Genomic DNA, 24,709 nt, shown 5'->3' on the forward strand with positions numbered 1-24,709 from the left:
TCCTTTCAGAGCATCGGTACCCGCTCACCAAAAACCCGCTCGACTGTCAGGGCTGCGGCCCCGACGAGTTCTGAATCCCCACCGAAGAAAGCCTTCCGAACGGCAACGGGTCTCCGGTGGAGCAAGAGCGACTGTGCCTCCACAGTTGTGGCGAGGCTCTCGAAGAATGCCGGATGGGCGAGAGAGAGTCCTCCACCGATGACGACGAGCTCTGGGTCGAAGAGATTGACGAGGTTGCCGATCGCCCGGCCAAGGATTGTTCCCGTTTCTTCGAGGACCTGAAGGGCAAAGGGGTCTCCAAGGTACGCCGCTTCGCTCACGAGTTCTGCGGTGAGGTCCCTACCCTTCTCAAGGAGGTTGCGGATGAGCGTCTTTTTCCCCTGCCGTAGTGCTTCCTCGACCTTGTGAACCAGGGCACGGGCTGAAGCGTAGAGTTCAAGGCACCCCCGGTTCCCACAGAGGCAAAGGGGACCAGAGAAGTCTATGCTCGTGTGCCCGAACTCCCCGGCGACGTGTTGCTGTCCCGTGTACAGTTCTCCGTGGAGGATGATTCCCGAACCAATACCGTTCCCCACCACGACGTAGATGAGGTTTTCCACGTCCTGGCCGCTGCCAAACCATTTTTCCCCCAGAGCACCAGCGTCGGCCCCGTCTTCCACGAAGACAGGCCAGGGAAAACGCTCGGCAAGGAGATTCCTCAGGGGAACGTTCTCCCATCCCAGATTCACCGCTTTCAACACCTCTCCCGTTTCCCGGTCGATGACCCCCGGGCAGCACACCCCCATGCCGAGGATACGGGGATGGGGCAGTTCTTCAAGGAGCATGGCAACCATACGGGTGATCTGGTGCACCACGTCTTTGGGGTTCCGGGAGGCAAGGGGCGCAACCCTTTTGCCCTTGAGCTCTCCCTTGAGATTGGCCAGCCCAACCCGGACTCTGGTCACCCCGACTTTGGCGGCCACGACCCAAGACCACTCGGCGTTGAAACGGAGGATGGCCGGCTTTCTTCCTCCCCGGGATTTCCCAAGGCCATCTTCCTGGACGAGACCACATTCCTCGAGTTCAGCCACAAGGCTTGCCACCGTGGCAGGGCTTAGGTGGAGTTCTTGGGCAATAACCGGACGGCTTGTACTCCCCATGCGGTGGATGAAGCGGAGTACCTTCCTGAGGTTGTCCTCTCGTACCCTCTTCTGGTACAGCGTGGCCATGGGTACCACTTTGTTCTTTTACTGAAAAAACAAACTTCGTTTTTCTTATACCGTAAATTCCGGGTGATGTCAACTCCTCCGGTGTCGTATAATCCCAAAAGAGGCTTTTTCGAGGGATTGCCCCCATGCTGACTATCTACACCATCGGCCACTCTAATCACCCTCTTGAGAGGTTTCTGGAGCTTCTTCAAAAGCACGGGATTGAGCTCGTCGTTGACGTGCGTTCCAGACCAGAACTCGTTTTTTGATCGGTGGCGAACGCTATGACCTCGTGGTGACTGACCCCCATCTACAGGGAGCACATGGAGAGATTTCCCCCGGAAGAAGAATACCCTTTTACCCAGGGTTGTACCCCTTGCTCCTGGTGCCCGGGTCTTTCTCACCATCAGTCTGGGAGAAGAGTTCAAAGGCGCCTTTTACAAGCTTGTTGCGGCCATTATCGTCTTTCCTCTTCAGGCAGTGCGATGGCGGGGCGGCTGCTGAAATGACCCCGCAGAGCCATGAAGTAGGTCTGTGGTCTTGGGGTTCCTTGCTCCTCCTTTTGGGTTTCGTGAACGGCCGGGGGGACCAGTTGCGGTCTTTCCTGGGTATTTCCGGCGTGCTTGACGGGAGTTCCGGAATAAAGTATACTAAACCAATAGGAATTATTGATTTAGTGGTAACTGGAATGGGACGGTCTGAGGTTCTGTGTTCTCCTGGAGGTGAGGGAGATGACAAAGCGCGTGCAGGTCAGGATAGAGGGTATGCATTGTCCAGGCTGTGCCAGAGCGATTCAGGAAGAGCTCCGGGGTCTTCCCGGTGTTCATGAGGTTCAGATCGATTTTGCGGGGAAGCGAGGGACGGTAACTTTCGACCCTCAGATGGTGCCGCTACAAAGGCTCCTTGATACCGTGGGAGAGCTGGGGTACAGTGCTTTTGTGGAGGAAGAAGAGGAGGAAGAGCGCTCCTCAAAAGAAGACGGAGGTTTCCGGGGAAGCGAGGGTGCTTTGTCACAGCGGGTCATCCTCTCCATTTCCGGGATGCACTGTGCTGCTTGCGCAGCGCTCATCGAAAGGGTGCTGAAGAGGAGTCCCGGGGTCCGGGAGGCTCGGGTCAACTTTGCAGCAGAAAAAGCTCAGGTGGTCTTTGATCCCCGACTGACGAGCGTGGAACAGCTTCTTGGGGTCATCCGCAAAGCGGGATACGGTGCTTCTCCTGAAAGAGACCCGGAAGAAGAGTCCCAAAGACGGGAAAGAACTGTCCGGTCTCTCCAGAGGCGTTTCCTCTGGAGCCTGCTTTTGAGTCTGCCCCTGGCCTATTTCATGGTGCTCGATTTCCTCCCCCATCTCCCCGGGGGCGCTGTCCTCCCTCCCTGGATGGGTCTGATTTCTCTGGGTTTCGCCACACCGGTGCAGTTCTTCTTTGGGGTACCCTTTTACCGGGGCATGTGGTCGAGCCTGCGCCTGCGTTCCTTCAACATGGATAGCCTCATCGCCATCGGGACTTCGGTCGCCTACGGTTACAGCCTTGGGAGCTACCTTACCCATGTGCTCCGCCACGGAACTCTACTTGGGGTAGGAGGGACGAAGGTCCCCCATCTCTACTTTGAAGTTTCAGCCTTCCTGATCACCTTTGTGCTTTTGGGGAAGTGGCTTGAAGGGAAAACGAGAAGCAAAACGTCTGAGGCGGTGCAAAAGCTTCTGAGTTTGCAGGCCAGAACCGCCCGGGTGAAAAGAGGGGACACGTTTGAGGATGTGCCTTTAGAAGAGGTTCGGGAAGGAGATGTGATTCTCGTCCGTCCTGGGGAGAAGATTCCAGTAGATGGGCGGGTGGTACGGGGCTACTCGGCGGTTGACGAATCGCTCCTCACCGGAGAGAGCCTTCCAGTAGAGAAAAAACCCGGGGACCTGGTGATCGGTGCAACCATCAACAGAACCGGGAGTTTTGAGTTTGTGGCCACAAGGGTTGGAAAAGACACGGTCCTTGCCCGTATCGCCCAGCTTGTGGCCGAGGCGCAGAACTCAAAGGCTCCCATTCAGGCTTTGGCGGACCGGATTGCTGCGGTGTTCGTTCCGGTGGTGCTCTCGGTGGCGCTGGTGACGTTTCTTGTCTGGTACTTCCTTCTGGGAGCCTCGCTCTCCTTCTCGCTCCTTGCCATGGTTTCGGTGATCGTGATTGCCTGTCCCTGCGCTTTAGGCCTTGCGACCCCCACAGCCCTCATGGTAGGGACCGGAAAGGGAGCCGAGTACGGCATCCTCATCAAAGGTGGAGAGGTTCTGGAAAAAGTCGGGGACATCGACCTTGTGGTGTTTGACAAAACCGGGACCCTCACTCAAGGGAAGCCCCGGGTGACCGAAGTGGTGGGGTTGAGAAGGTCGGGAAAGGAAGTGCTCCGTATCGCTGCCACTCTGGAGCAGTCCTCGGAACACCCCCTGGCAGAGGCGATTTTAGAAAAAGCCAGGGAAGAGGGCGTTGTTCTCGGAGAAGCTGAGGATTTCCGGGCTTTCCCCGGGAAGGGGATTGTGGGGAAAATCGACCGGGAGGAGTACTATCTGGGGAATGCCTCCTTTGTTGCCGAAAACACGAGGGAGAAGCCCCAGGAGGAAATAGTGCGAAGGTTCGAGGAAGAAGGGAAAACCGTGGTGCTCCTGTCCACCGCGCGGGAAGTCCTCGGTCTTCTGGCCGTTGCCGATGCCCTCAAGGCCGGTGCCAGGGAAGCAGTCCAGAAGCTGAGGAACCTTGGGCTTTTGGTGTACATGGTAACCGGCGATACCCCCAGAGTTGCCCGGGCCATTGCCCGGGAAGTGGGTATTGAGGAGGACCACGTGATTGCCGGAGTCCTTCCTGAAGACAAGGCCCGTGAGGTGCAGAAACTTCAGAAAAACGGCCATAAGGTGGCTTTTGTGGGAGATGGGGTGAACGATGCACCGGCTCTGGCGGTAGCGGACCTTGGCATTGCCGTGGGACAGGGAGCCGATGTGGCCCTGGAAACCGGTGAGATTGTCCTTGTTTGGGGTGACCCGCAGGACGTGGTGACGGCTCTTGAGCTCTCCCGAAAAACCATGGGGAAAATCCGGCAGAACCTCTTTTTCGCCCTCTTTTACAACCTCCTGGGCATTCCCATTGCGGCTCAGGTATTTTCGGGTCTTGGGCTTTCCCTGAGGCCAGAGCTTGCGGGTCTGGCCATGGCTTTGAGCTCTGTGTCGGTGGTGACCAACTCCTTGCTTCTTCGGGGTTTCCGTCCTGGAAAACGGGATGTTTTCTCTCGGCTTGCCCCGGTCCTGATGGCGGCTTTCTTCGTCTTCCTCTTTTTGAGCTTTGCCAGGTTGAGCGTTGCGATGTAGGCGTACTTCGTTGACACGCTCCCAGAGTGTTCGATATGATATAATTGAACGTGCTTCCTGCTGGGGTGTGGCCAAGCGGTAAGGCAAGGGACTTTGGATCCCTCATTCGGAGGTTCGAATCCTCCCACCCCAGCCATTGTCCTTTCCTGGAGCGTGGGGCTTGGTGCGTACTTGGGCTTTGGCGGTGCTGGCGGCAGGGCTGGGGAAGAGAATGCGCTCTCCTGTCCCCAAGATTTTTTTTCCCGCTCTGGGGAAACCGCTTGTGGGGTATCTTCTCGATGAGGCGAGTGCCCTGGAGTTTAGAGCGTGTTTCCTCGTTGTGGCTCCCGCTTTCCTGGAAAAGGCTCGGGAGCTCTTTGGAGACAGGGTGACAATTGTCCCTCAGGCGCAGCCCCTTGGAACGGGAGATGCGGCAAAAGCAATCCTCCCGTACTTGCGGGAGGATACAGCCTTTCTCCTCATCGTCTATGCCGATATGCCGCTCCTTTCCCGAAGAACCCTCAAAGGGCTCTGCGGTTTTCTCGAGGAGAGTTCATACGACCTTGTTTTCGCCACTTCTTGCGCTCCCGACCCTTCGGGATTTGGTCGGGTGGTCCGGGAAGGAGGGGGCGTTCGAATCGTCGAGGAAAAGGACTGTTCTCCGGAAGAATACGGACTCCACGAAGTCAACGTGGGGGTTTTCGCCCTTCGCCGGGAGGTGGCGCTCGCACTCCTTCCTCTCCTGAACAACGAGAATGCTCAGAAAGAGTTCTACCTCACTGACCTTGTGGCGCTGGCGCAAAGACGTGGTTTCCGAGTGGCTCCCTGCGTGCTTCCCTGGAGTGAAGAGTTCACCAATGTGAACACGCCCCGGGACTTCGCCCGGGTGCTTGGCGTCCTCAGGGAAAGGAAGCTCGAGGACCTCTTTTCCCGGGGGGTGAAAATCCTCGATCCCCAGACGACCTATATCGATTGGGACGTTGAGGTCGGGGAAGACGTGTGGATTTACCCTGGAGTACTCATCGAAGGGAAAAGCGTCATCGCTTCCTGTGCGCATATCGGTCCCTATGCCCGGATTGTGGAAAGCGTGATTGGCGAGCGGAGCCGGGTAGAGTACAGTGTGGTGGAGCACTCCCGGCTGGCTGAAGACGTCACCGTTGGCCCCTTTGCCCATCTCCGTCCGGGAACGGAACTGGCCCGGGGAGTGCGTATCGGGAATTTCGTGGAGGTGAAGAACTCCTTCGTTGGGGAAGGAACCAGGGCCCTGCACCTGTCGTACCTTGGCGATGCAACCATCGGGAAAACGGTGAATATCGGTGCGGGGACCATCACCTGCAACTTCGACGGCAAAAAGAAAAACCCAACCTTCATCGAGGATGAGGTCTTCATTGGCAGCAACAACTCCCTGGTGGCTCCTGTCCGTATCGGTAGGGGAGCCTACACTGCTGCCGGTTCCACCATTACCCAAGACGTTCCTCCTTATGCTCTGGGGGTGGGAAGGGCGAAACAGGTGAACATCGAGGGATGGGTGAAGAGAAAGCGTGGGGATGAGTGAGGGATGTTCAATTTCATCGATATGACCCAGCACCTGAAGGTCTTTTCGGGAAGTGCCAATCCCCATCTTGCCCAGGAAATCTGCTGGTACCTTGATATTCCCCTCGGGCGGGTGGATCTCGGACGTTTTCCCAACGGGGAAATCCGGGTTCGAATTGAAGAGAGCGTGCGGGGGTGTGATGTCTTTGTCATCCAGCCCACTTCTCCCCCGGCCAATGATCATCTCATGGAGCTCCTCATCATGATTGACGCCCTGCATCGGGCCTCGGCCGAACGCATCACGGCGGTCATCCCCTTTTATGGGTACTGCAAGCAGGACCGGAAGACCAAAGGGCGAGAACCGATTTCGGCAAAGCTTGTGGCCAATCTCCTGGTGACCGCGGGGGCAGACCGGATCCTCACCATGGATCTCCACGCCGGGCAAATCCAGGGCTTTTTCGATATCCCTGTGGATAACCTCGCTGCCCAGTCACTCCTTGCCCGGTATTTTGCCTCGAAGAACCTGGAGAACGTTGTGGTGGTGAGTCCTGATGTGGGAGGCACGGCTCGGGCCCGGAACTTCGCCAGCCGCCTCGGGGTGGATCTTGCGGTCATCGACAAGCACCGTCCGTCGTACTCTGAGGTCATGGTGATGAACGTCATTGGTGACGTGAGGGGGCGGACAGCCATCATCATCGATGACCTCATCGACACGGCGGGGACCCTCGTGGAGGGAGCTGAAGCACTCCTTGAACGGGGGGCAAGAGAAGTTTACGCCTGCGCCACGCATCCCCTCTTCAGCGAACCGGCGCTTGACCGTATCCGGGAGTCGGCCATTAAGGAGGTGGTGGTCACCAACACCATCCACCTCGATAAAGAGGAGCTCGCCCGCCGCGTGGGGGATAAGGTCAAGGTGCTCTCGGTGGCACCCATTTTCGCCGAAGCCATCAAGCGCATCCATGGGGAACGTTCCGTGAGCGAACTCTTCATATAGTGATGAAGGAGTGAGTGACGATGAAGAGAGGAGAAACCGTCACCGTTGTCCTTGAACGGCGCCAGGAACTCGGTAAGGGTGGGGCAAGGAAACTCCGCCGCATGGGGTATGTGCCTGCCGTTTTGTACTCCCGAGATAGTGCTTCGGGGTCTGAACCACTGAAGATTCGTCTTGGGGAATTGGAGCGCATCCTCCGCATTCCGGGGGTCACGCACCACATCCTTGAGCTTTCCGTTGACGGTGAGAAACGGCGGGGCATCATTAAGGACATCCAGTACAGCCCGGTGAAGAACGAAATCTGGCACATCGACTTCTACGAGGTGAAGGCCGACCAGAAAATCTCCCTCACGGTTCCGGTGGTCATTCAGGGTGAGGCGAAGGGCGTGAAGGCGGGAGGTATCCTCGAGATTGTCACACCGGAGCTCGAGGTTGAGTGCTTCCCAGACGCCATCCCTGAAGCCATTGTGGTCGATGTGACAGAGCTCGAGATAGGCGATGCCATCCACGTTCGGGAGCTCAAGGTTCCAGAAGGCGTGACCGTTGCGGAGAACCCTGACGAGGTTGTGGTGGTGGTCACGCCACCTGAGGTTATGGCGGAAGAAGAGGAGAAGACCGAGGAAGAACCCGAGGCTCCCAAGGTCATCGCCAGAGGGAAGGCCGAGAAGGAGAAATGAGGTAACCCGTGTTTCTCGCTGTGGGGCTGGGGAATCCCGGGACACGGTTTGAGAGAACGCGGCACAACGCGGGATTCCGCGTGGTGGATATCCTGGCGGAACGTCTCGGTGTTCCCTGGAAAAGCGAAGACCGTTTCAGCTGGGCCCGGGGAATGGTGGGGGAGAAGACCCTCTACCTCCTCAAACCCCTGACCTTTATGAACTTAAGTGGTGAGGGGCTTTTGGCCTTTTTCGCCCACCATGGTTGCACCTTTGAAGAGCTCATCGTCGTTCACGATGAGCTCGATTTCCCCCCGGGGGTGGTGCGCATCAAGGTCGGTGGAGGTGTGGCGGGGCACCGGGGGCTGCAGTCCATCGTGGAGGCCCTGGGGCGGGAGGATTTCGTCCGGGTGCGGGTGGGCATTGGGAAGCCCGAACGCCGGGAACTCGTGGTGGACCATGTGCTCGGGGTTCCCGAAAAAGAGGAAAGCGCTATCCTTGAGGCAGCGGAGAAGAAAGCCGCTGAGGCAGTGCTTTGTATCGTGGAGTGGGGGGTGCAGCGGGCGATGAACGTCTTCAACGCCCGGGAGGAGGATGGACAGAAAGAGGCTTGCTGAGCTTCTGTCCCTTGTTTTGCAGCCTCAGGCCGTGGCCATCCTCCTTTATGCCCTGGTGTCGGCGAAGTACCTTAGGGGGATGAGGGCTTTGGGACTTTTTCTCCTCTCGGTGCTTTTTGTGAGCGTTCTCCCCACCGTCTTTGTCCTGTGGCTGGCCAGAAAGGGGAAGGTTTCGGATCCGGACCTTCCAAGGAGAGAAGAGCGGTTCTTCCCGTATCTTGGGATTGTGGGAATATATGGGGTGCTCCTTGCCGTGCTTGTGCTCTTTGATGCTCCGCCTCCGCTTCTTGCCATCACCCTGTGCTACATTGCCGTGACCCTTGCGGGGGCGGTGATTTCGCTTTTTTGGAAGATCAGTCTGCACCTTGCCGGTATCGCAGGGCCGGTAACGGCTCTTTTGCTCCTTGTGCATCCGCTCTTTGCCTTGCTTTACGGGCTCCTTGTGCCGCTTGGGTGGGCACGGGTGGTGCTCCGCAAGCACAACGTTCTGCAGGCGGTCTGTGGAAGCCTTCTCTCTTTCAGTCTCACCTACGCCATTGTGACCTGGGTGGCGCTCTGAACGTTCATGGGGAATGGGCGTGACCTTTTTGAGGATCTCCAGAACCTCGAAGGAGAACTCCTGCGCTCTTTTTCGGTGAACCTCTCCGTTCCTTCTTCCTTTGGGTCGCTGTGTGCGCTCTTTCTGGGGACACGGTACCCAGTGGTGTACGTGGTCTCCCAGGAGGTGGAACGGAAGCGGGTGGTTGAGGAACTGAGGACCTGGCGGAAGTTCTTTGGGCGCGATGAACCGGTGCTTGAGGCGAATCTCGCCCTGCCCTTTTCGGGCGTGACGCTCCAGAAAGACCTCCGGGAATCCCCCCGGGGGGTTCTGGTGGTGGCCGTGGGCGACCTGCGCCAGGACGTTGAGGAGCTCGAGTACTTCCTCTCGCACTCCTTTTTCTTAGAGAGAGGCGCTCGCGTTGACCGGGAGAAACTCCTCGACCTCCTCTTCTCCCTGGGGTATGAGCGGGTGGAGACCGTTCGGGAACGGGGCCAGGTTGCCCCGCGGGGTGAGGTGCTGGATCTCTTCCCACCCCACCTTGAGGAGCCGGTTCGCACCTACTGGTGGGGGAATGTTTTGGAAAGGATGCGGCTCTTCGACCCCGAGACCCAGAGGACGAGGTTCGACATTGACAGCCTCTTCCTCCCTCCCCGGAGTGGAGAGTTTCGGAAAATCGAGCTCCGGAAGGTTCTCGGGCGCTGGGCAAAAGTGGTGTTCTGGGAAGGCGTGCTGCTTGAGGGAGCCCTTTTCCCGGTCCCCTACACGGTGTTCCTTGGCCTTGGTGAGGGGAAGAGTGTCCCCCTTTCCGTGGAGCGTGCCCCTGCCTTTTTGGGGGACCTTGCAGCGCTTTTTCGCTTTGTGCAGGATCAGGATCTCACGCAGGCAGTGTTCTTCCTCCCCGAAGGGAAGCGGGTGCTCCTTGAGGAGATGCTGCGGGGCGAGGGGATAAAACAGCGGGTGACGCTCGTTGAGGGATTCCTCCGGAAGGGGTTCCTCTTTGGTCGCCTGCGGCAGGTCTTTCTGGGGGAAGAGGATATCTTTGGGTATGAATTCGTGCGGGGGAAGGAACGTCGCCGGGCTTCCCCTCAGGAGCTCCTCCAGACGCTCTCTCCCGGAGACTACGTGGTCCACGAGGAAGAGGGCATCGGCATCTTCCAGGGGCTGCGGGAGATGGTGGTGGGAGGGGTTCGCCGGGTGTACCTCGAGATTGCCTATGCTGGAGGGGACAGGCTCTACGTCCCTGTGGAGAATGCGCATCTTGTGGAGAAGTACGTGGGTCTTGGGGAAGCGAAGCCTGAGGTCCATCGGCTGGGGAGGGATGACTGGAAGAGGACCAAGGAGCGGGTCCGCCGGGCGGTGGAGAAGGTGGCCCGGGATCTCCTTGAGCTCTATGCCCGGAGGCACATTGAGCGGGGGCACGCCTTCTCCCCCGATACTTCCTGGCAGCGGGAACTCGAGCTCTCCTTCCCCTTCCTTGAGACTCCTGATCAAAAACGGGCCATTGAAGAGGTCAAGAGAGACATGGAGAGTCCCCGTCCCATGGATCGGCTGGTCTGTGGGGATGTAGGCTACGGGAAAACGGAGGTTGCCGTTCGGGCAGCGTTCAAGGCGGTGATGGATGGAAAGCAGGTCGCCCTTCTTGCTCCCACCACCCTTCTTTCCGAACAGCACTACCTCACCTTCTGTGAGCGCATGAAGCATTTCCCGGTGCGGATTGCCGTCCTCAACCGTTTCCGTACTCCTCAGGAACAGCGGGAGATCGTCGAGAAAACCGCCCGGGGGGAGATCGACATCCTCATCGGCACGCACCGGATCCTCCAGAAAGACGTGCAGTTCAAGGACCTGGGGCTTCTCATCATCGATGAGGAGCAGCGTTTCGGGGTCATGCACAAAGAGCACCTGAAGAAGCTCCGTGCAAACGTCGACGTCCTCACGCTTACGGCCACGCCCATTCCCCGAACGCTCTACCTTTCCCTTCTGGGCATCCGGGACATCAGCGTCATTGAAACCCCTCCTGAGGGACGAAAACCGGTGTACACCATTGTGCTTCCCCGGAACCTCAAGACCATTGAGGAGGCCATTCGCCGGGAACTCGCCCGGGGTGGCCAGGTCTTCTACGTGTGTCCCCGTATCCGGGACCTCTTCCGGGTGGAGCAGGAGCTCCGGACGCTTTTTCCCGATCTCCCTCTTGCGGTGGCCCATGGGAAGCTCCGGGGACGGGAACTCGAGCGGATTATGGAGGGATTCTATCGGGGTGACATTCCGCTGCTTCTTTCAACAACCATTGTGGAAATCGGCATTGATGTTCCCCGGGCCAACACGCTCATCGTGGATTTCGCTCCTTTCTTTGGTCTGGCGCAGCTCTACCAGCTCCGGGGCCGGGTTGGGAGGTTTGACCGGGAGGCCTACGCCTATTTCCTCTACCCCCGTCACCTCACGAATGAGGCCCGGGAACGCCTTGAGGCGCTTCTCGAATTTGGCGGGACGGGCTCGGGGTTGAAGCTCGCTCTACGGGACCTGGAAATCCGGGGAGCAGGGAATATCCTTGGCACAGAGCAGCATGGATTCATCCAGGAGGTGGGATTTTCCCTTTACATGAAGCTCCTTGAGGAGGAGATTGCCCGCCAGCGGGGAGAAGAGGTGCCGTCCGGTCCGGAACCCGTGATACGCCTGCGGGAGGAAGCGTTCATTCCCTCATCTTACATCGAGAACGAGAGCGAGCGTCTCCGCTTCTACCAGCGGCTCTTCACCGCGCGGACCGAAAGGGAGAGGCAGGAACTTCAGGAGGAGCTTGAGGACCGCTTTGGTAAGATGCCGGAGGAGGTTCGTCGCCTCTTTGAGATTACACGGATTCGCTCTTGTGCTAAAATAACTCAGGTTACGACTCTGGAGGAGCGAGGTGACGGCGTGTACCTTGCCGCTCCTCTTGAGATGCTTGTGAGGTTCCAGGAGGAAGGAAAGGCTCTGGGCATAGAGGGGAAGCTTGTAACCGACCACGCACAGGTGCTCCTGCGCCTGCCTCGAGTGCCCGTGGAAACGCTGGGAATGCTCTTTGCGAAGGTGGCGAATCACGGTGGAGAGAAAGACCGTCGGTGAACTTTTTGAGGAACTCGTGGACATTGTGGCACAGCTTCGAGGGGAGCACGGATGCCCCTGGGATCGGGAGCAGACCCGCACGACCCTCAAGCCCCTTATGCTTGAGGAGCTCTACGAGGCATTCGATGCCATTGACCGGGAGGATGAGGAGGCGCTTCGGGAGGAGCTTGGGGATATGCTCCTGCACATTGTCTTCCACGCCCAGATTGGGAAGGAAAAGTCTTCCTTCACCATCGAAGACATTCTCACCTACATCATCGCCAAAATGAAAAAGCGCCATCCCCATGTGTTTGGGGAAGCGAGCGTCAAGGATGTTGAGGAAGTACTCCTCAACTGGGAGAAAATCAAGGAGAAGGAGCGCAAAAGCGAAGGTATGCTCGCCTCTCTCCCCAGGTCTTTGCCAGCTATCCTCCGGGCATTCTCCATGCAGGCCCGGGTGGCCAGGGTGGGTTTCGACTGGAAAGACGCCCGTGACGTGGAGAAGAAAGTTGAGGAGGAATGGCGGGAGTTCAAGGAGGCCTGGAAAAACGCTGACCAGAAGCGGATGGAGGAGGAGCTGGGTGACCTGCTTTTTGCCCTGGTGAACCTCGCCAGGCACCTGGGAATCCAGCCGGAGGACGCGCTGCAGAAGGCCTGTGACCGTTTTGCGGAGCGATTTGCCTTTATAGAGGAAAATCTGAGGGCCCTGGGGAAAGATGTTTCCGAAGCTTCCCTGGAGGAGATGGATGCCCTATGGGAAAAGGCCAAAAGAGAACCTTTGAAGCACTCTTAGAACGGGTTCGGCTGCTTTTACCCCTCGTTCGGGGATGGAACCCGGATTGCATTGTGGGGGTGAACGCTGGGGGGATGCTCCTTGCAAGTGTTCTGAGCGGTATCTTAGAGAAGGAAGTCCGCGCCCTGGGGCTTTCGACCGAACCGCCTGAGGTACTCTGGGAGAGCGTGGGGGATCTTTCGGGCAAACGCGTGGTTGCCGTGGTGCGCTCCTTTGCTTCAGAGAAGGAACGGGAGTTCCTCGAGCGATTCCTCAAGGGCCGGGGAGCGCTTTCTGTGCTCACCATGGTCATGGTGGGGAAGGGAGGTGACTATTCCTGCTTCCCCGAGCTTGATGGGGATGAGCTCTTTTCCTGGGAAGAGGAATGCGACTTGATAAATTCCTGAAAGTCTCACGGCTCATCAAGCGACGACCGGTAGCGCAGCTTGCTTGCCGGAGTGAGCGGGTTCTGGTGAACGGCCGTGTGGCCAAACCGGCTTACCAGGTGAAGGTAGGGGACCTCATCACCCTCCGGTCGCCGGAGTGGGAGATGACGGTAGAAGTTCTGGCCCTTGCAGCCCCGCGAGGGGAAGAGGAGTCCATGTACCGGGTGGTGAAGCTGGAGCGGAAGGAGGAGGAATGGTAGGCAAGGGGCGTCTGTTCCAGGTGCAGGGTCCCATGGGTGAGCGAGTGCAGGTTGTGGGGTATGCACCCTCCCCCGAAACGATGGTCTTTGACCTCTGCGGGTTCTTCCAGAGGTGGGATGTGCTCTTTGCGACCACCTATGGGATTGGTGAACTCCTCCTTGAAGCGGTGGTGCGGGGAGGGAAGCACATTGTGCTTGTGCTTCCCGGGAAACACCCCTTAGACGGTGGTATGGGCCTTCTGGAGGCCCTGGGAGTGCGTTTCTTCGACGCTACAGGTCGGGAGCTCACCGGAGTGGGGGATAACTTAAAGCGGGTGGCGTCGCTTGACTTCAGTGGTATCCTAAAGAAACCCCAAAATGTGCGCGTTACCCTTGCTCTGGGAGAAGAGCAGAACGAAGAGGCCTTGAGGCTGCTTTGGGGGGATCTTCTCCGCTTTGCCCGTCTCCTTTTCCGTTTCACAGGAGAGCAGCCCCTGGATGTCCGGGAGGTTGGGGGAGTTGGCATGGGCCTTGGGGTCGTCTGGGAAGTACATGTCACGGGGAGGGAGAAGATGCCATGCCTGAGCGGATTGTGCTGAGCTTTCCGGATCAAGGGATAGCGATTTCAGCAGAGCTTTTCGATACCGCTCTTGCGGAGAAAATCCTTACGGTGCTCCCCTTTGAGGGGCGGGTGAACACCTGGGGGAAGGAAATTTACTTCCCCATCCCGGTGAAGAGCGCCATTGCCCACCCCCGGGAAGTGGTGGACTCTGGGGATGTAGCCTACTGGCCGGATGGGGCGTGTCTCTGTCTCTTCTTCGGCCCGACGCCGGCAAGCCGGACCCCTGGGGAGATCCGCCCGGCAAGCCCGGTAGAGGTGGTGGGGAAAATGGTGGGGGATATCGCGGGTCTGGAGCGGGTCCCCTCAGGAAGTGTCATCCGAATTACGAGAGAAGAAAGGAGTGGAGCCCAGTGAGCACCATTTTCGATGTCCATGCCCGGGAGATCCTCGATTCTCGGGGGAACCCGACGATTGAGGTGGAAGTGACCCTGGCTTCAGGGGCCTTCGGCAGAGCCGCCGTTCCCTCCGGTGCCTCGACGGGAACCTTTGAGGCGGTGGAGCTTCGCGATGGGGACAAGAGCCGTTACGGAGGGAAGGGCGTCCGCAAGGCCGTGGAGAACGTGAACGAAATCATTGCTCCGGAAATCATTGGGCTTGATGCCCTGGATCAGGCACTTATTGATAAGACCCTCGTCGAGCTTGACGGAACGCCAAATAAAAGCAAACTCGGTGCTAACGCCATCCTCGGGGTGTCCCTGGCCTGTGCGAAGGCGGCAGCAATGTACACGGAACTCCCCCTCTACCGTTACCTCGGTGGGGTCAATGCCCGGGAACTCCCCGTTCCTTTCATGAACATCCTGAACGGGGGTAAGCACGCCGACAGCGGCGTCGACATCCAGGAGTTCATGATCGTCCCCTGCGGAGCGTCCTCTTTTGCGGAAGCCCTCCGGATGGGTGCCGAGGTTTTCCACACCCTGGCAAAGGTGCTGAAAAAGCGGGGGTATGCTACTGGTGTGGGGGATGAGGGAGGGTTTGCGCCGAATCTGCGATCGTCCATTGAGGCCATCGAGGTGATTCTCGAGGCCATCCAGATGAGCGGGTACGAGCCGGGGAAGGACGTGTACCTCGCCCTGGACACGGCCGCTTCAGAACTCTACAAGGACGGCATCTACGTCTTCGAGCGCGAGGGCGTGCGCCGGAACGTTGACGAGATGGTGGAGTTCTACACTGAGCTTGTGGAGAAGTACCCGATTATCTCCATCGAGGATGGTCTTGCTGAAGAGGACTGGGAGGGCTGGAAGAAGCTCACCTTTGCCCTGGGGCATCGGGTGCAGCTTGTGGGGGACGACCTCTTTGTGACCAACAAGGAACGGCTTGAGCGGGGTATTCGGGAGCGCGTGTGCAACTCCATCCTCATCAAGCTCAACCAAATTGGTACCCTCACCGAGACCATGGAGACCATCGAGCTTGCGAAAAAAGCCGGGTACACGGCCATCATTTCCCACCGCTCAGGAGAGACCGAGGACACCACCATCGCCGACCTGGCGGTGGCCTGTAACACCGGGCAGATCAAAACGGGTTCTGTGTGCCGTTCCGAGCGTATCGCCAAGTACAATCAGCTTCTGCGGATAGAGGAAGAGCTGGGGAGTGCGGCCGTATTCCGGGGTAGGGCGGTTTTCCGATTCGCTGCCTCCTGAACCCAGGTGGCAGAAGTTCCTGTTCGTGGTGCTCTTCACCTTTGCGCTCTTTTTCTTTGCCCCTCGCTTCAGCGCAAAGGTGGCGGAGTACGTTCGCTTTTCCCGGGAACTCGAAGAGCTCACGAGAAGGGAAGCGGAACTCCGGACGCAGATTGCGTATCTCGCCAAGGAGCGGCAGTACCTTGAGGAGGACTGGTACATTGAGAAACTCGCCCGGGAAAAGCTTCACCTCGTCAAACCCGGTGAGATTCTCGTGCGGGTTGTCCGGCCCGGGGAGTGAATCCCCGGGTTTTGGTTCTTTTCGCCGGTGCCCTCTTGTGGGTGCTGAAAAAGATGGTATAATATGGGTGCGTTCTGGGGCTGTGGCGCAGTTGGGAGCGCGCCTCCTTGGCGTGGAGGAGGTCACGGGTTCAAATCCCGTCAGCTCCACCAGAAATTCCAAGCTCGTCCGAAAGGGCGGGCTTTTTCTCTATTGGGGGGTTTCCCGTGGCGCAGGGGTACGATTTTGCTGCAATTGAGGAGAAATGGCAAAAGCGCTGGGAAGAGGGGAAGGTTTTCCAGGTTGAGCGGGACGAGACGAAGAAGAAGTACTATGTCCTCGAGATGTTCCCTTACCCTTCAGGCGACCCGCACATGGGCCACGTGAAAAACTACGTGATCGGTGACGTGGTGGCCCGGTATTTCATCCGCCAGGGGTACAATGTCCTTCATCCCATGGGTTTTGACGCCTTCGGACTTCCTGCTGAAAACGCCGCCATTCAGCACGGGATTCATCCGGCCATCTGGACCCACGAGAAAATCGAGCGGATGCGGGAAGTCCTGAAGCGTCTGGGGATAAGCTATGACTGGCGGAGGGAAGTGATTACCTGCGAGCCCGAGTACTACCGCTTCACCCAGTGGTTTTTCCTGCAGTTCTACAAGGCGGGCCTCGCCTACAAGAAGGAAGGCCCGGTGAACTGGTGTCCTTCCTGTGCCACGGTTTTAGCCAACGAGCAGGTGGTGGATGGCGCTTGTGAGCGTTGCGGAACCCCGGTGGTGCGGCGCAAGCTCAGCCAGTGGTACTTCCGCATCACGAAGTACGCCGAGGACCTGCTGAAGGACATGGAGCTTCTGGGAAGCTGGCCTGAGCGCGTCCTCACCATGCAGCGGAACTGGATCGGGAGGAGTGAAGGAGCCTATATCGATTTCCTGCTCCCAGACCTTGGGAAAACCATCACGGTGTTCACCACCCGCCCTGATACCGTCTTTGGGGTAACCTTTTTCCTCCTTGCTCCGGAGCACCCCCTGGTGGACGAACTCGTCCGGGGAACCCCGTATGAGGCGCAGGTGCAAGAGTTCCGGGAGCGAATCGCCCGAAAGAGCGAAATCGAGCGGGTTTCAGACCTTTCGGAAAAAGAAGGGATGTCCATCGGCAAGGAAGTGGTGAACCCCCTCAACGGTGAGCGGGTTCCCATCTGGATTGCCGATTACGTCCTCCTTGAGTACGGGACTGGGGCGGTTATGGCTGTCCCGGCCCATGATGAGCGGGACTGGCAGTTTGCAAAAAAGTACGGCCTTCCCATCCGGCAGGTCATTGCACCTCCTGAGGGAACTCCTGAGGGATGCTACACCGGCCCGGGCATCATGGTAAACTCCGGTCCTTTCAGCGGTCTTCCCTCTGAGGAGGGGAAAGAGAAGATCATCGCCTTCCTTGAGGAAAAGGGCCTGGGGAAGCGGGCGGTATCGTACCGTCTTCGGGACTGGCTCATCTCCCGTCAGCGCTACTGGGGCGCTCCCATCCCTATCGTCTACTGTGACCGCTGCGGTGAGGTTCCGGTGCCAGAGGAGGATCTACCGGTGCTCCTTCCACCCAATGTGGATTTTCTCCCCACCGGTCCCTCACCCCTTGCCCGGTGTGAGGAGTTCGTGCGAACGACCTGTCCTCGCTGCAAAGGTCCGGCCAGGCGCGAGACCGACACCATGGATACCTTTGTGTGCTCGTCCTGGTACTACCTCCGGTACTGCTCTCCCTGGGCAAAAGACAAACCCTTTGAGCCGGAGGACATCGACTACTGGATGCCCGTTGACCAGTACATCGGCGGGGTGGAGCACGCCATTTTGCACCTCCTGTACGCCCGTTTCTTCACCAAGGTCCTCCACGACCTGGGCCTTGTGAAGTTCCGGGAACCTTTCGTGAACCTCTTTGCCCAGGGGATGGTCACCAAGGACGGGGCCAAGATGTCGAAGTCCAAGGGGAACACGGTGAGTCCCCGGGACATCATCGAGCAATTTGGGGCCGACACGGTGCGGGTTTTCATCCTCTTTGCCGGTCCTCCGGAACTCGATATGGAGTGGTCCGACCGGGGTGTGGAGGGGGCCTTCCGTTTCCTGAACCGGGTGTGGCGCATAGCTCAGGAAATCCTGGAGCTCTCTCCCAAAGACGGTGTCCCCTTTGGGGAAGAGGAATACCGGAAGGTGGAGCGCCGGATCCACCAGACGATTTTCCGGGTCAATACCGACATCACCGAGAAGTTCCACTTCAACACGGCGATAAGCGCCATGATGGAGCTCCTCAACGATTTCACCGACTACCTCCGCTTCCTGGGGGAGAAGGGTGCGCATCCCAGGGAGAAAGAACTCCTCCTTTTTGGAATGCGGACGCTCGTTTCCCTGCTGAATCCCATTGCTCCTCACATCACCGAGGAACTCTGGGAACTTTTGGGGGAGAAAGGGTATCTCTCCGTAGCTCCCTGGCCCACCTATGACCCAGAGAAACTCCAAGAGAGCGTGGTAGAGATCGTCGTCCAGGTCAACGGCAAGGTTCGGGGGAAAGTCGTGGTGCCCCGGGGGATGCGAGAGGAAGAAGTGCTCCGGAAGGCCCTGGAAGACGAGCGCATTCGCCAGTGGCTCAACGGAAAACCGGTGAAAAAGCACATTTACGTTCCGGATAAACTTGTCAACCTCGTGGTGTGATGTTCCTCACTCGAAGGGAACGGATCTTTGCCGTTCTGGCCCTGGGTTTTGCCCTGCTCTTCGTGGGGACGGTCTGGTGGGTAAACCGTCCACAGGAGAAAGCCCCTGTGGTGCTTGTCGTCCAAATTGAAGGTGGTGTCCACCGTCCGGGGGTGTATCAGGTTCCCGAGGGGACGCGAGTGTACGAGCTCGTTGAGCGTGCTGGAGGAGTGAAGGAAGGAGCGGATCTCTCCGGGCTTAACCTCGCTGCACCGCTTTACGACGGACAGAAAATTGCCATCCCCCTTGCTCCTCCTTTCTCCTCTGGAGAAGTTCCTGAGGGAGCCTCTTCTCAAGTAGCAGCACGGAGCTCCGTTTCGTCGTCTTCACTGATCAACGTGAACACGGCTTCCCCAAAAGAACTCGAATCCCTTCCCGGGATTGGCGAGGTGCTGGCGCAGCGGATTGTCGAATACCGGGAAACCCACGGACCCTTTCGGAGTCCTGAAGACCTCCTCAAGGTCAAGGGCATCGGTCCCAGGAAACTCGAGAACATCCGGGACAGAATCACCTTTTAGCCCTGGGGAGCTTCTTCTTTCGGCTCTTCCCTGTAGGAGACGTCACGGATGTTGACGTCGACTTTGGTGACCGTCATGCCGGTTTTCGTCTCCACAACGTTTTTGACCTCCCGCTGGATCCGCCGGGCAACGTCGATGAGCACAGAATCGATGTCGGCCACGATGGCGATCTCAAGATGGACCGTTTTGTCCTTGACCTCCACCTTGACGCCCTTGTTGAGTTCTCGTTTCCCGATGAGGGCACTCAGGGAAGCCGTCGGCACCCCGGCCATTCCCGTGACCCCGGGAACTTTCATGGTGGTGATGGCGGCTAAAGTCGCAATGATATCCGGAGCGATGGTAATCTCTCCCAGGACCTCCAGAGGCTCTTTCGTTTCCTCAGGGCGGGTTCCCTCGCGGTACTCCTCGTTCATGTTTCCGCCTCCTTTCTCTCTCTATTGTACAGGAAAAACCTTCACCTCCCACTTGGAAAACTGAGAAAACTCAGGGTTTTGGCGTCAGAAGGAGATTTGAAAAAAGTGGGCATTCAACTATTAGGAAACTCCTTCTGACCCCTGAAAATTGCTTTCTGGATTACCGAGAACCGATCTTTGACACCAAAATCCCTGTAGAGGCTTTCAGTAAGCGATCCGTGGGGGTAGTTCGTTTTTTCCTGGATGGCAAGGAGCTCGATCACGACAAGGAGAAATTCCACGGTGAACTCTCCAACCCTGTCAAGTTCCTGGAAAGGATCAACATGTTGAGGTCTGAAAAATTGGAGACGCGGAGGAAAGGAATTCACAGGCCCAATCTGCTGCATCATTTGGAGAATGTGTTCTTTAAGTTTCAGAGTAAGGTCTGGGTTGTAAGCGTGCTTGACATACATGTCCACAATAATGTGGACATGGGCAGGGGTTCGCTCTCTCTTTCCCGGTTCTTGAAACTTCACTCTGAAGTCATAGGGAGATTCCTTCTTCTTTCCAGGATAGACGTTTATCCTTACCCCTTTCTGGGTGATATAAATGCAGTCGTCTGTCTGAAAGCGCTCGACCCGCCATATCTGATACGAGGACTTGAGGGCATAGTAGAGGGCAGCAGTCAGAACCAAAATGCTCTTACCCAAGGACTTCATAGACGAGAAGGTACTGATGAACAATTGCAAGGTTCTCGTCATCCCTTTCTGGGAGGAGAGGCAAGTTTTTCCTTTCAGGGGTAACAATGACGATCTCTTTGAGCCAGAGTTTCTGGTGATGGAGGACATCAAGAACGTACTTTCCCAGGGGTTCAATATACCCGTTAACCCGAACATCCCGTGTTTCAATGACAAGAAACCCTCCAGGGATAAGCCGAGGAAGGCATTTTTCCAGGAGCTTCTTTAGAAGCTCAAGGTAGGAGCACAGGATCTGCTGGTCTTTGGCCTCCAGAAGTACCGGTGATTTTACGAAAAGCAAAGTGGACGGTTCGAAAGGGAAAATGGGCTCTGTTTCCCGGGAGGAAGACTCGATAGAGAGCACCTGGTACGACCCTCTCCGGGCATACCGTTGAATAACATTAGCGTCAAGATAAACGTTGTATCCCTCTTCGGGAAGGATCCAGACAGAAGTGGTTTCGAGATCCACCTCGTGATTGAGAGGGGCAGGGTCGACGAATCGGACACCGATACCAGCACCTGAGGATGGGTGAGAGGAGGAGCAAATCGGTCGGCTGAGATCTTTCTCGAAAATGGGCAGGTACTCATGGGCCAGGAGGAGGAAATTCGAGGCAAGGCTCTTCTCCTTCCAGAAACCGGTTGTCTTACAGTTATGTTGTCGCTTGATCACAAGCTCTTTCAGTGAAAATCCCACCTCGAGGAAAACCCCAATAAGGGCAAAACCGATGGGAATGACGTGTTTTCTCTTCCTGGTATCCCCGATGAGAATGGCACATTTTCCTCCCGGCTTAAGGACCCGAAAACTTTCCCGGGCGACTTTGCGCATTTCCTCAAGAAAGTCCGGTACATCAAGCGCCGAGAGATCTCCTTCGATCCTCGTACTGTAGTTGATAATGCCAGCATAGGGTGGATGGGCGCAAATAAGATCGATTGTACCGTCTTTGATGTCGGAGAGATCCCTCGCATCCCCGACAGAGACCACTGGCTCAAAAACAGGGCCTTCTTCGAAAAGAGTTTTGGGCGGGATAAAGTCGAGATGTTCCTTGGTCATCGTCACACAGACAGGGTTGATGTCTCTGGCGATGCACCGGCGATGGAGGAGCTTGGCTTCAACGGCTGTTGTTCCTCCACCCACAAAGTAGTCAAGCACAAGATCTCCGGGCCGGGAGTACTTGAGGATCACATTGCGAGGAATGTAAGGAGACCAGTTCCCCCGGTACCCTCCATGGTGGGTAGCCCAGTCTCCACGCCTGGGGTAGCTCCAGACCGTTGTGGTTTCTTCCCGAAACTCTTTCGGTTCCCATGAGGTGATGCACCGGGATCGCCGGAGCGTCGAAATGTTCGCCCCGTAGGCTTCAGTGACGATGCGTTCGAGCTGTCGGAAAGTGATCCCGAATATTGCCCCAATCTGAACATCAGAAAGGCCAGATTGCTTCGCTTCGAGAACGGCCTTCTTGAAGGCTTCTTCGCCGTGCTCCCGGAGAAGGTGCTCTCCCAGATTGGGTTCGGGACGCACCTGGCACACAGGGCAGCGTAAGAATACTTTTGTGGCGGTTTTTACACACCTTGCCAGGGACACCACCCCTCACTTCCAGGGCATTATACCACACCACGCTCATCGGCTGCCAAAGCGCCGTTCCACGTACATGGCAAAGAGTGGGTCAAGGAGCTCGTACTTCCCGGGGTGGAGTTTTTCCACAATACCGTAGTCGATGAGCTTTGCCAGCGTCTTCTGGAGGAGCGCCGGGCTCGAGATACCCCACCTCGTCAGGACCTGGGGATTGAAAATCTCCTTTTCTTTTGAGGCGAGAAGCGAAAGGACTTTTTTGAGGTGTTTGTACCCCAGGGCCTCGATGAGGACATCATAGTTGTAGGACTCGTGGCACAGAAGCGTCTCGCAGGCAGCGTCAACCGTGTCCTTTGTGATCCACTGTCCACCGAGGTTCCAGACCTCGTAAGAAAGGAACTGGACGTAGTACGGGTGTCCCCGGGTGAGGTCAACAAGATACAGCAGGGCTTCTTCCTGGGTGTTTTTGCCGCTTTTCCGAAACCGCTCTTCAAGGTAACGCAGGGTGGCCTCTCTGGGGAGGAAGTTGCTCATGTCAACGCGTTTGGCTGAGAAGTAAAGAGGACCGCCTGTGGTGAAGAAGAGTCGTTCCAGGAGGTGCCGTCGGGAACCAGAGAAAATGTAGCTTGTCCCCCCTTTGCGCTGGAAGACGCTCCGGATGAGTCCGGGAAGCTTTGGGGAGAGATGCTCGTATTCCTGGAACTCGTCAAGGATAACCGCAACCTGGGTCTTCAGGGTTTCGTGGAGCGCATGGGGCAGCCGCAGGGCCTCCTGGAGGCATTCCTCTTCAGGGAGCGTGGGGTGCAGGGAGAAAGAAACCCCGCGGGCGGTTATGCTGAAGGACACGTACTGGGCGATGTCTTTCAAAAAGCGCATGACGAAGGCGACCGGGTTTTCCTCTCTGAGGATGCGGTAGGCCTCCTGCGCCATATGCGTGGCGAAATCCCTCGCGGAGAGGATGCCAAAGAGGTCGATGTAAAGCGTTGGGAAACCGCTTTCCTGGGCAAACTTTTGCAAAAGCCAGGTTTTTCCAAAACGCCGGGGGGCGATGAGTACGAGATTCACCCCGTTCTGGACCCCGGAGAGAATGTCGCTGTACTCCCTTTCCCGGTCAATGAAGCACTCCGGAACGTATTCTTTCCCAAAACGGAAGGGGTTCACGGGACACCTCGATATACCTTTTTGGTATAGTATAGCAAAATCATTTTGGTGAGTAAGCAGCTAAAGAAAAACGAAACGGCGTTCTTCTGGAGAAAGAAATCGGTTGCAGTAAAATTTGGGTTTCTCCGTTTTTTTCGAGACTCACTTTTTGTTTTTGACAGGGAATTAGTTACACGTTATAATTGAGGTAAATCGATTTCGGGAGGTGAGAGCAACCTGAAAGCAGTGTGAGAGGATGGAGTGGTTTTCTCCCTGTGGTAGAAAGCAGAAAAAAGGAGGGTTGTTTTCCATGCGGAAAACTGTTTTGACGGTACTGGTTCTTTGTGGGGTACTTCTTCTTGCCGGCTCGGTGGCCTGGGGTGAGGGGAAAACCATTAAGGTTCTGGCCATGACCGGTCCCTGGGTGAGTGGCCCGGTGAAGGTCCATGGTGAAGAGTGGGGGAAGATGACGGGGAACCGGGTTGAAGTGATCGAGGCTGATTTTGCCGATCTCTTCCCCAAGATGCAACAGGCTGCGGCCACCCGGAGCAAAGCCTTCGATATTCTCCTTGCTGGCAATATCTGGATGGCGGATCTCGTAGGATGGGGCTACGTCATCCCTCTCGATGACTACTTGAAAGACCCTGAGGTACAGTACGAAACCGATGTGCCTGACGGCATCAAGCTCAAGAACATGTTCGGTGGAAAGACTTATGGATTAATCTGCGACAACGACAACATGTACCTCTTCTACCGGAAGGACGTTCTCGGGAACCCGGATTACCGGGCGAAGTTCAAGGAGAAGTATGGCTACGAGTACAACGTTCCTCCGAAGACTATCGACGAGCTTATCGACGTGGCCGAGTTCTTCAATGGCTGGGACTGGGACAATGACGGCGAGATTGAGTACGGGTTTGTGCGGAGCACCAAGCGCGGTGCCCAGACGTACTTCTATTCTCTCCCCTGGGTGGCCCCCTATGTGGTTGTGCCCCGGGATAAGGCCCCAGCTCAAGGCATCCTCTACTTCCAGCCGGATATGACGCCCCTTGTGAACAGCCCCGGCTGGGTCAAGGGAATCGAGAAGTTCATCGAGATGGGGAAACGGGGCTGTGGCCCAGGTCTTGACTGGGTGCGGGGTGACGTCATCAACGAAATGATTCTTGGGCATGCTGCCATGGCCATCGACTGGGGTGACATCGGTCCGAATTCCCACGACGTCCAGTCGAAAGTCAAAGGACTCATTGGCTATGCGCTGCCTCCTGGAACGAAGGAGTACTGGGACTGGCAGAAGGGTGAATGGGTCAAGACCGAAGAAGTCCACTACGCCCCAGTACACTGCTTCAACGGCTGGTCCTTCTACATCACCTCCACCACGGATTACCCAGACCTCTGCTGGGACTTTGTGAAGTACATGATTAGCCCGGAAGTTAGCGCCAAGGACGTGGCTAACCCCTTCTCCGGATACCAGCCCTGGCGCAAGTCCCACATGCAAAACCTCGAGGCCTGGGTACAGGCTGGCTGGACCGAGGAAGAGGCCAGGGAGTACATCGCCAACACTCTGGCGGTGACCGACCATCCCAATGCGGTTATCGACATCCGGATTCCTGGTTCTGCCGAGTACATGGACGTGTATGAGCTCCACCTGACCGTTGCGCTCTCTGGAGAAAAATCGGTTCAGGATGCGATGAATGACTGTGCTAAGGAATGGGATGCCATCACCGAACGCTTGGGCAAGGACGCTCAAACCAAGTTCTACCGTCAGCACCTGGGGCTTGAGTGAAACCT

At 57.1% G+C, this 24,709-nt stretch carries 22 protein-coding genes, 2 tRNA genes and 1 pseudogene; 20 read left to right on the forward strand and 5 right to left on the reverse strand.

Features of this window, described 5'->3' with window-relative positions:
• Positions 1 to 5: 5 nt before the first annotated feature.
• On the reverse strand, positions 6 to 1,208 hold the full coding sequence (locus ACP6EK_RS03385; protein WP_438317902.1) for an ROK family protein: 1,203 nt from the start codon (positions 1,206 to 1,208) through the stop codon (positions 6 to 8).
• A gap of 125 nt (positions 1,209 to 1,333) precedes the next feature.
• On the opposite strand from ACP6EK_RS03385, the gene ACP6EK_RS03390 reads away from it, so the two are divergent.
• The 19 genes from ACP6EK_RS03390 (at position 1,334) to ACP6EK_RS03480 (ending at position 19,088) form a co-directional block, all read left to right on the forward strand.
• Positions 1,334 to 1,456, forward strand: a complete 123-nt coding sequence (locus tag ACP6EK_RS03390; protein WP_438317905.1) for a hypothetical protein — start codon at positions 1,334 to 1,336, stop codon at positions 1,454 to 1,456.
• Positions 1,457 to 1,918: 462 nt separating this feature from the next.
• On the forward strand, positions 1,919 to 4,531 hold the full coding sequence (locus tag ACP6EK_RS03395) for a heavy metal translocating P-type ATPase (RefSeq protein WP_438317908.1): 2,613 nt from the start codon (positions 1,919 to 1,921) through the stop codon (positions 4,529 to 4,531).
• A gap of 61 nt (positions 4,532 to 4,592) precedes the next feature.
• Positions 4,593 to 4,667, forward strand: a tRNA-Gln gene (locus ACP6EK_RS03400).
• Between the two features lie 27 nt (positions 4,668 to 4,694).
• Entirely contained in the window at positions 4,695 to 6,065 is a 1,371-nt protein-coding gene (gene glmU, locus ACP6EK_RS03405) for a bifunctional UDP-N-acetylglucosamine diphosphorylase/glucosamine-1-phosphate N-acetyltransferase GlmU (protein ID WP_438318860.1), read from the forward strand.
• A gap of 3 nt (positions 6,066 to 6,068) precedes the next feature.
• Positions 6,069 to 7,037 (forward strand): ribose-phosphate diphosphokinase, encoded by a 969-nt coding sequence (locus ACP6EK_RS03410; protein ID WP_438317911.1) that lies wholly within the window; start codon positions 6,069 to 6,071, stop codon positions 7,035 to 7,037.
• A gap of 20 nt (positions 7,038 to 7,057) precedes the next feature.
• On the forward strand, positions 7,058 to 7,711 hold the full coding sequence (locus tag ACP6EK_RS03415; protein WP_438317914.1) for a 50S ribosomal protein L25/general stress protein Ctc: 654 nt from the start codon (positions 7,058 to 7,060) through the stop codon (positions 7,709 to 7,711).
• 8 nt (positions 7,712 to 7,719) lie between these two features.
• Positions 7,720 to 8,307: an aminoacyl-tRNA hydrolase gene (pth, locus tag ACP6EK_RS03420; protein WP_438317917.1), complete on the forward strand. Its 588-nt coding sequence runs from the start codon at positions 7,720 to 7,722 to the stop codon at positions 8,305 to 8,307.
• Positions 8,285 to 8,866 (forward strand): hypothetical protein, encoded by a 582-nt coding sequence (locus ACP6EK_RS03425; protein ID WP_438317920.1) that lies wholly within the window; start codon positions 8,285 to 8,287, stop codon positions 8,864 to 8,866. Before pth ends, ACP6EK_RS03425 begins: the two co-directional genes overlap by 23 nt.
• Before the next feature lie 6 nt (positions 8,867 to 8,872).
• Positions 8,873 to 11,944, forward strand: coding sequence for a transcription-repair coupling factor (gene mfd, locus ACP6EK_RS03430; protein WP_438317923.1), 3,072 nt, complete (start codon positions 8,873 to 8,875; stop codon positions 11,942 to 11,944).
• On the forward strand, positions 11,922 to 12,716 hold the full coding sequence (gene mazG / locus ACP6EK_RS03435) for a nucleoside triphosphate pyrophosphohydrolase (protein ID WP_438317926.1): 795 nt from the start codon (positions 11,922 to 11,924) through the stop codon (positions 12,714 to 12,716). The genes mfd and mazG overlap by 23 nt, the downstream gene beginning before the upstream one ends.
• Positions 12,677 to 13,102, forward strand: coding sequence for a hypothetical protein (locus ACP6EK_RS03440; RefSeq protein ID WP_438317929.1), 426 nt, complete (start codon positions 12,677 to 12,679; stop codon positions 13,100 to 13,102). The genes mazG and ACP6EK_RS03440 overlap by 40 nt, the downstream gene beginning before the upstream one ends.
• A complete protein-coding gene (locus ACP6EK_RS03445; RefSeq protein WP_438317932.1) occupies positions 13,081 to 13,341 on the forward strand; it encodes an RNA-binding S4 domain-containing protein in 261 nt (86 codons plus the stop codon). The genes ACP6EK_RS03440 and ACP6EK_RS03445 overlap by 22 nt, the downstream gene beginning before the upstream one ends.
• Complete coding sequence (locus tag ACP6EK_RS03450; protein ID WP_438317935.1) at positions 13,335 to 13,919, forward strand: glycerate kinase; 585 nt, start codon at positions 13,335 to 13,337, stop codon at positions 13,917 to 13,919. The genes ACP6EK_RS03445 and ACP6EK_RS03450 overlap by 7 nt, the downstream gene beginning before the upstream one ends.
• The gene (locus ACP6EK_RS03455) at positions 13,898 to 14,296 is read left to right on the forward strand and encodes a cyclophilin-like fold protein (protein ID WP_438317938.1); all 399 of its coding nucleotides are present in this window, start codon (positions 13,898 to 13,900) and stop codon (positions 14,294 to 14,296) included. The genes ACP6EK_RS03450 and ACP6EK_RS03455 overlap by 22 nt, the downstream gene beginning before the upstream one ends.
• The gene (gene eno / locus ACP6EK_RS03460; protein WP_438317941.1) at positions 14,293 to 15,579 is read left to right on the forward strand and encodes a phosphopyruvate hydratase; all 1,287 of its coding nucleotides are present in this window, start codon (positions 14,293 to 14,295) and stop codon (positions 15,577 to 15,579) included. Before ACP6EK_RS03455 ends, eno begins: the two co-directional genes overlap by 4 nt.
• Before the next feature lie 25 nt (positions 15,580 to 15,604).
• Positions 15,605 to 15,859: an FtsB family cell division protein gene (locus tag ACP6EK_RS03465; protein WP_438317944.1), complete on the forward strand. Its 255-nt coding sequence runs from the start codon at positions 15,605 to 15,607 to the stop codon at positions 15,857 to 15,859.
• A 76-nt stretch (positions 15,860 to 15,935) separates the two neighbouring features.
• Positions 15,936 to 16,011 (forward strand) — tRNA-Ala (locus tag ACP6EK_RS03470).
• A gap of 54 nt (positions 16,012 to 16,065) precedes the next feature.
• Positions 16,066 to 18,531 (forward strand): leucine--tRNA ligase, encoded by a 2,466-nt coding sequence (gene leuS / locus ACP6EK_RS03475; RefSeq protein WP_438317947.1) that lies wholly within the window; start codon positions 16,066 to 16,068, stop codon positions 18,529 to 18,531.
• The gene (locus ACP6EK_RS03480) at positions 18,531 to 19,088 is read left to right on the forward strand and encodes a helix-hairpin-helix domain-containing protein (RefSeq protein ID WP_438317950.1); all 558 of its coding nucleotides are present in this window, start codon (positions 18,531 to 18,533) and stop codon (positions 19,086 to 19,088) included. The genes leuS and ACP6EK_RS03480 overlap by 1 nt, the downstream gene beginning before the upstream one ends.
• Here the strand turns inward: ACP6EK_RS03480 and ACP6EK_RS03485 are convergent.
• The 4 genes and pseudogenes from ACP6EK_RS03485 to ACP6EK_RS03500 form a co-directional block, all read right to left on the reverse strand.
• Positions 19,085 to 19,501 carry an Asp23/Gls24 family envelope stress response protein gene (locus ACP6EK_RS03485; RefSeq protein WP_438317953.1) on the reverse strand — a complete coding sequence of 139 codons (417 nt, stop codon included), beginning with the start codon at positions 19,499 to 19,501 and terminating at the stop codon, positions 19,085 to 19,087. The genes ACP6EK_RS03480 and ACP6EK_RS03485 overlap by 4 nt on opposite strands.
• 113 nt (positions 19,502 to 19,614) lie before the next feature.
• Positions 19,615 to 20,190: a hypothetical protein gene (locus ACP6EK_RS03490; RefSeq protein WP_438317955.1), complete on the reverse strand. Its 576-nt coding sequence runs from the start codon at positions 20,188 to 20,190 to the stop codon at positions 19,615 to 19,617.
• Between the two features lie 589 nt (positions 20,191 to 20,779).
• Positions 20,780 to 21,583, reverse strand: a pseudogene (locus ACP6EK_RS03495) (TRM11 family SAM-dependent methyltransferase); the annotation flags it as partial.
• 249 nt (positions 21,584 to 21,832) lie between these two features.
• Positions 21,833 to 22,945 (reverse strand): AAA family ATPase, encoded by a 1,113-nt coding sequence (locus ACP6EK_RS03500; protein ID WP_438317958.1) that lies wholly within the window; start codon positions 22,943 to 22,945, stop codon positions 21,833 to 21,835.
• A 289-nt stretch (positions 22,946 to 23,234) separates the two neighbouring features.
• Between ACP6EK_RS03500 and ACP6EK_RS03505 the strand changes: the two genes are divergently transcribed.
• Positions 23,235 to 24,704, forward strand: a complete 1,470-nt coding sequence (locus ACP6EK_RS03505; RefSeq protein WP_438317961.1) for an extracellular solute-binding protein — start codon at positions 23,235 to 23,237, stop codon at positions 24,702 to 24,704.
• Positions 24,705 to 24,709: the final 5 nt, after the last annotated feature.

It is taken from the genome of Candidatus Caldatribacterium sp. SIUC1 (assembly GCF_051549785.1).
Classification (GTDB): domain Bacteria; phylum Atribacterota; class Atribacteria; order Atribacterales; family Caldatribacteriaceae; genus Caldatribacterium.

What these genes read in the sequence shown, in the direction of transcription:
- ACP6EK_RS03385 (WP_438317902.1), bottom strand. Translation starts at nt 1,208, where the DNA reads ATGGCCACGCTGTACCAGAAGAGGGTACGAGAGGACAACCTCAGGAAG.
- ACP6EK_RS03390 (WP_438317905.1), top strand. Translation starts at nt 1,334, where the DNA reads ATGCTGACTATCTACACCATCGGCCACTCTAATCACCCTCTTGAGAGG.
- ACP6EK_RS03395 (WP_438317908.1), top strand. Translation starts at nt 1,919, where the DNA reads ATGACAAAGCGCGTGCAGGTCAGGATAGAGGGTATGCATTGTCCAGGC.
- ACP6EK_RS03410 (WP_438317911.1), top strand. Translation starts at nt 6,069, where the DNA reads ATGTTCAATTTCATCGATATGACCCAGCACCTGAAGGTCTTTTCGGGA.
- ACP6EK_RS03415 (WP_438317914.1), top strand. Translation starts at nt 7,058, where the DNA reads ATGAAGAGAGGAGAAACCGTCACCGTTGTCCTTGAACGGCGCCAGGAA.
- ACP6EK_RS03425 (WP_438317920.1), top strand. Translation starts at nt 8,285, where the DNA reads ATGGACAGAAAGAGGCTTGCTGAGCTTCTGTCCCTTGTTTTGCAGCCT.
- mfd (WP_438317923.1), top strand. Translation starts at nt 8,873, where the DNA reads ATGGGGAATGGGCGTGACCTTTTTGAGGATCTCCAGAACCTCGAAGGA.
- ACP6EK_RS03440 (WP_438317929.1), top strand. Translation starts at nt 12,677, where the DNA reads ATGGGAAAAGGCCAAAAGAGAACCTTTGAAGCACTCTTAGAACGGGTT.
- ACP6EK_RS03445 (WP_438317932.1), top strand. Translation starts at nt 13,081, where the DNA reads ATGCGACTTGATAAATTCCTGAAAGTCTCACGGCTCATCAAGCGACGA.
- ACP6EK_RS03450 (WP_438317935.1), top strand. Translation starts at nt 13,335, where the DNA reads ATGGTAGGCAAGGGGCGTCTGTTCCAGGTGCAGGGTCCCATGGGTGAG.
- ACP6EK_RS03455 (WP_438317938.1), top strand. Translation starts at nt 13,898, where the DNA reads ATGCCTGAGCGGATTGTGCTGAGCTTTCCGGATCAAGGGATAGCGATT.
- ACP6EK_RS03480 (WP_438317950.1), top strand. Translation starts at nt 18,531, where the DNA reads ATGTTCCTCACTCGAAGGGAACGGATCTTTGCCGTTCTGGCCCTGGGT.
- ACP6EK_RS03485 (WP_438317953.1), bottom strand. Translation starts at nt 19,501, where the DNA reads ATGAACGAGGAGTACCGCGAGGGAACCCGCCCTGAGGAAACGAAAGAG.
- ACP6EK_RS03505 (WP_438317961.1), top strand. Translation starts at nt 23,235, where the DNA reads ATGCGGAAAACTGTTTTGACGGTACTGGTTCTTTGTGGGGTACTTCTT.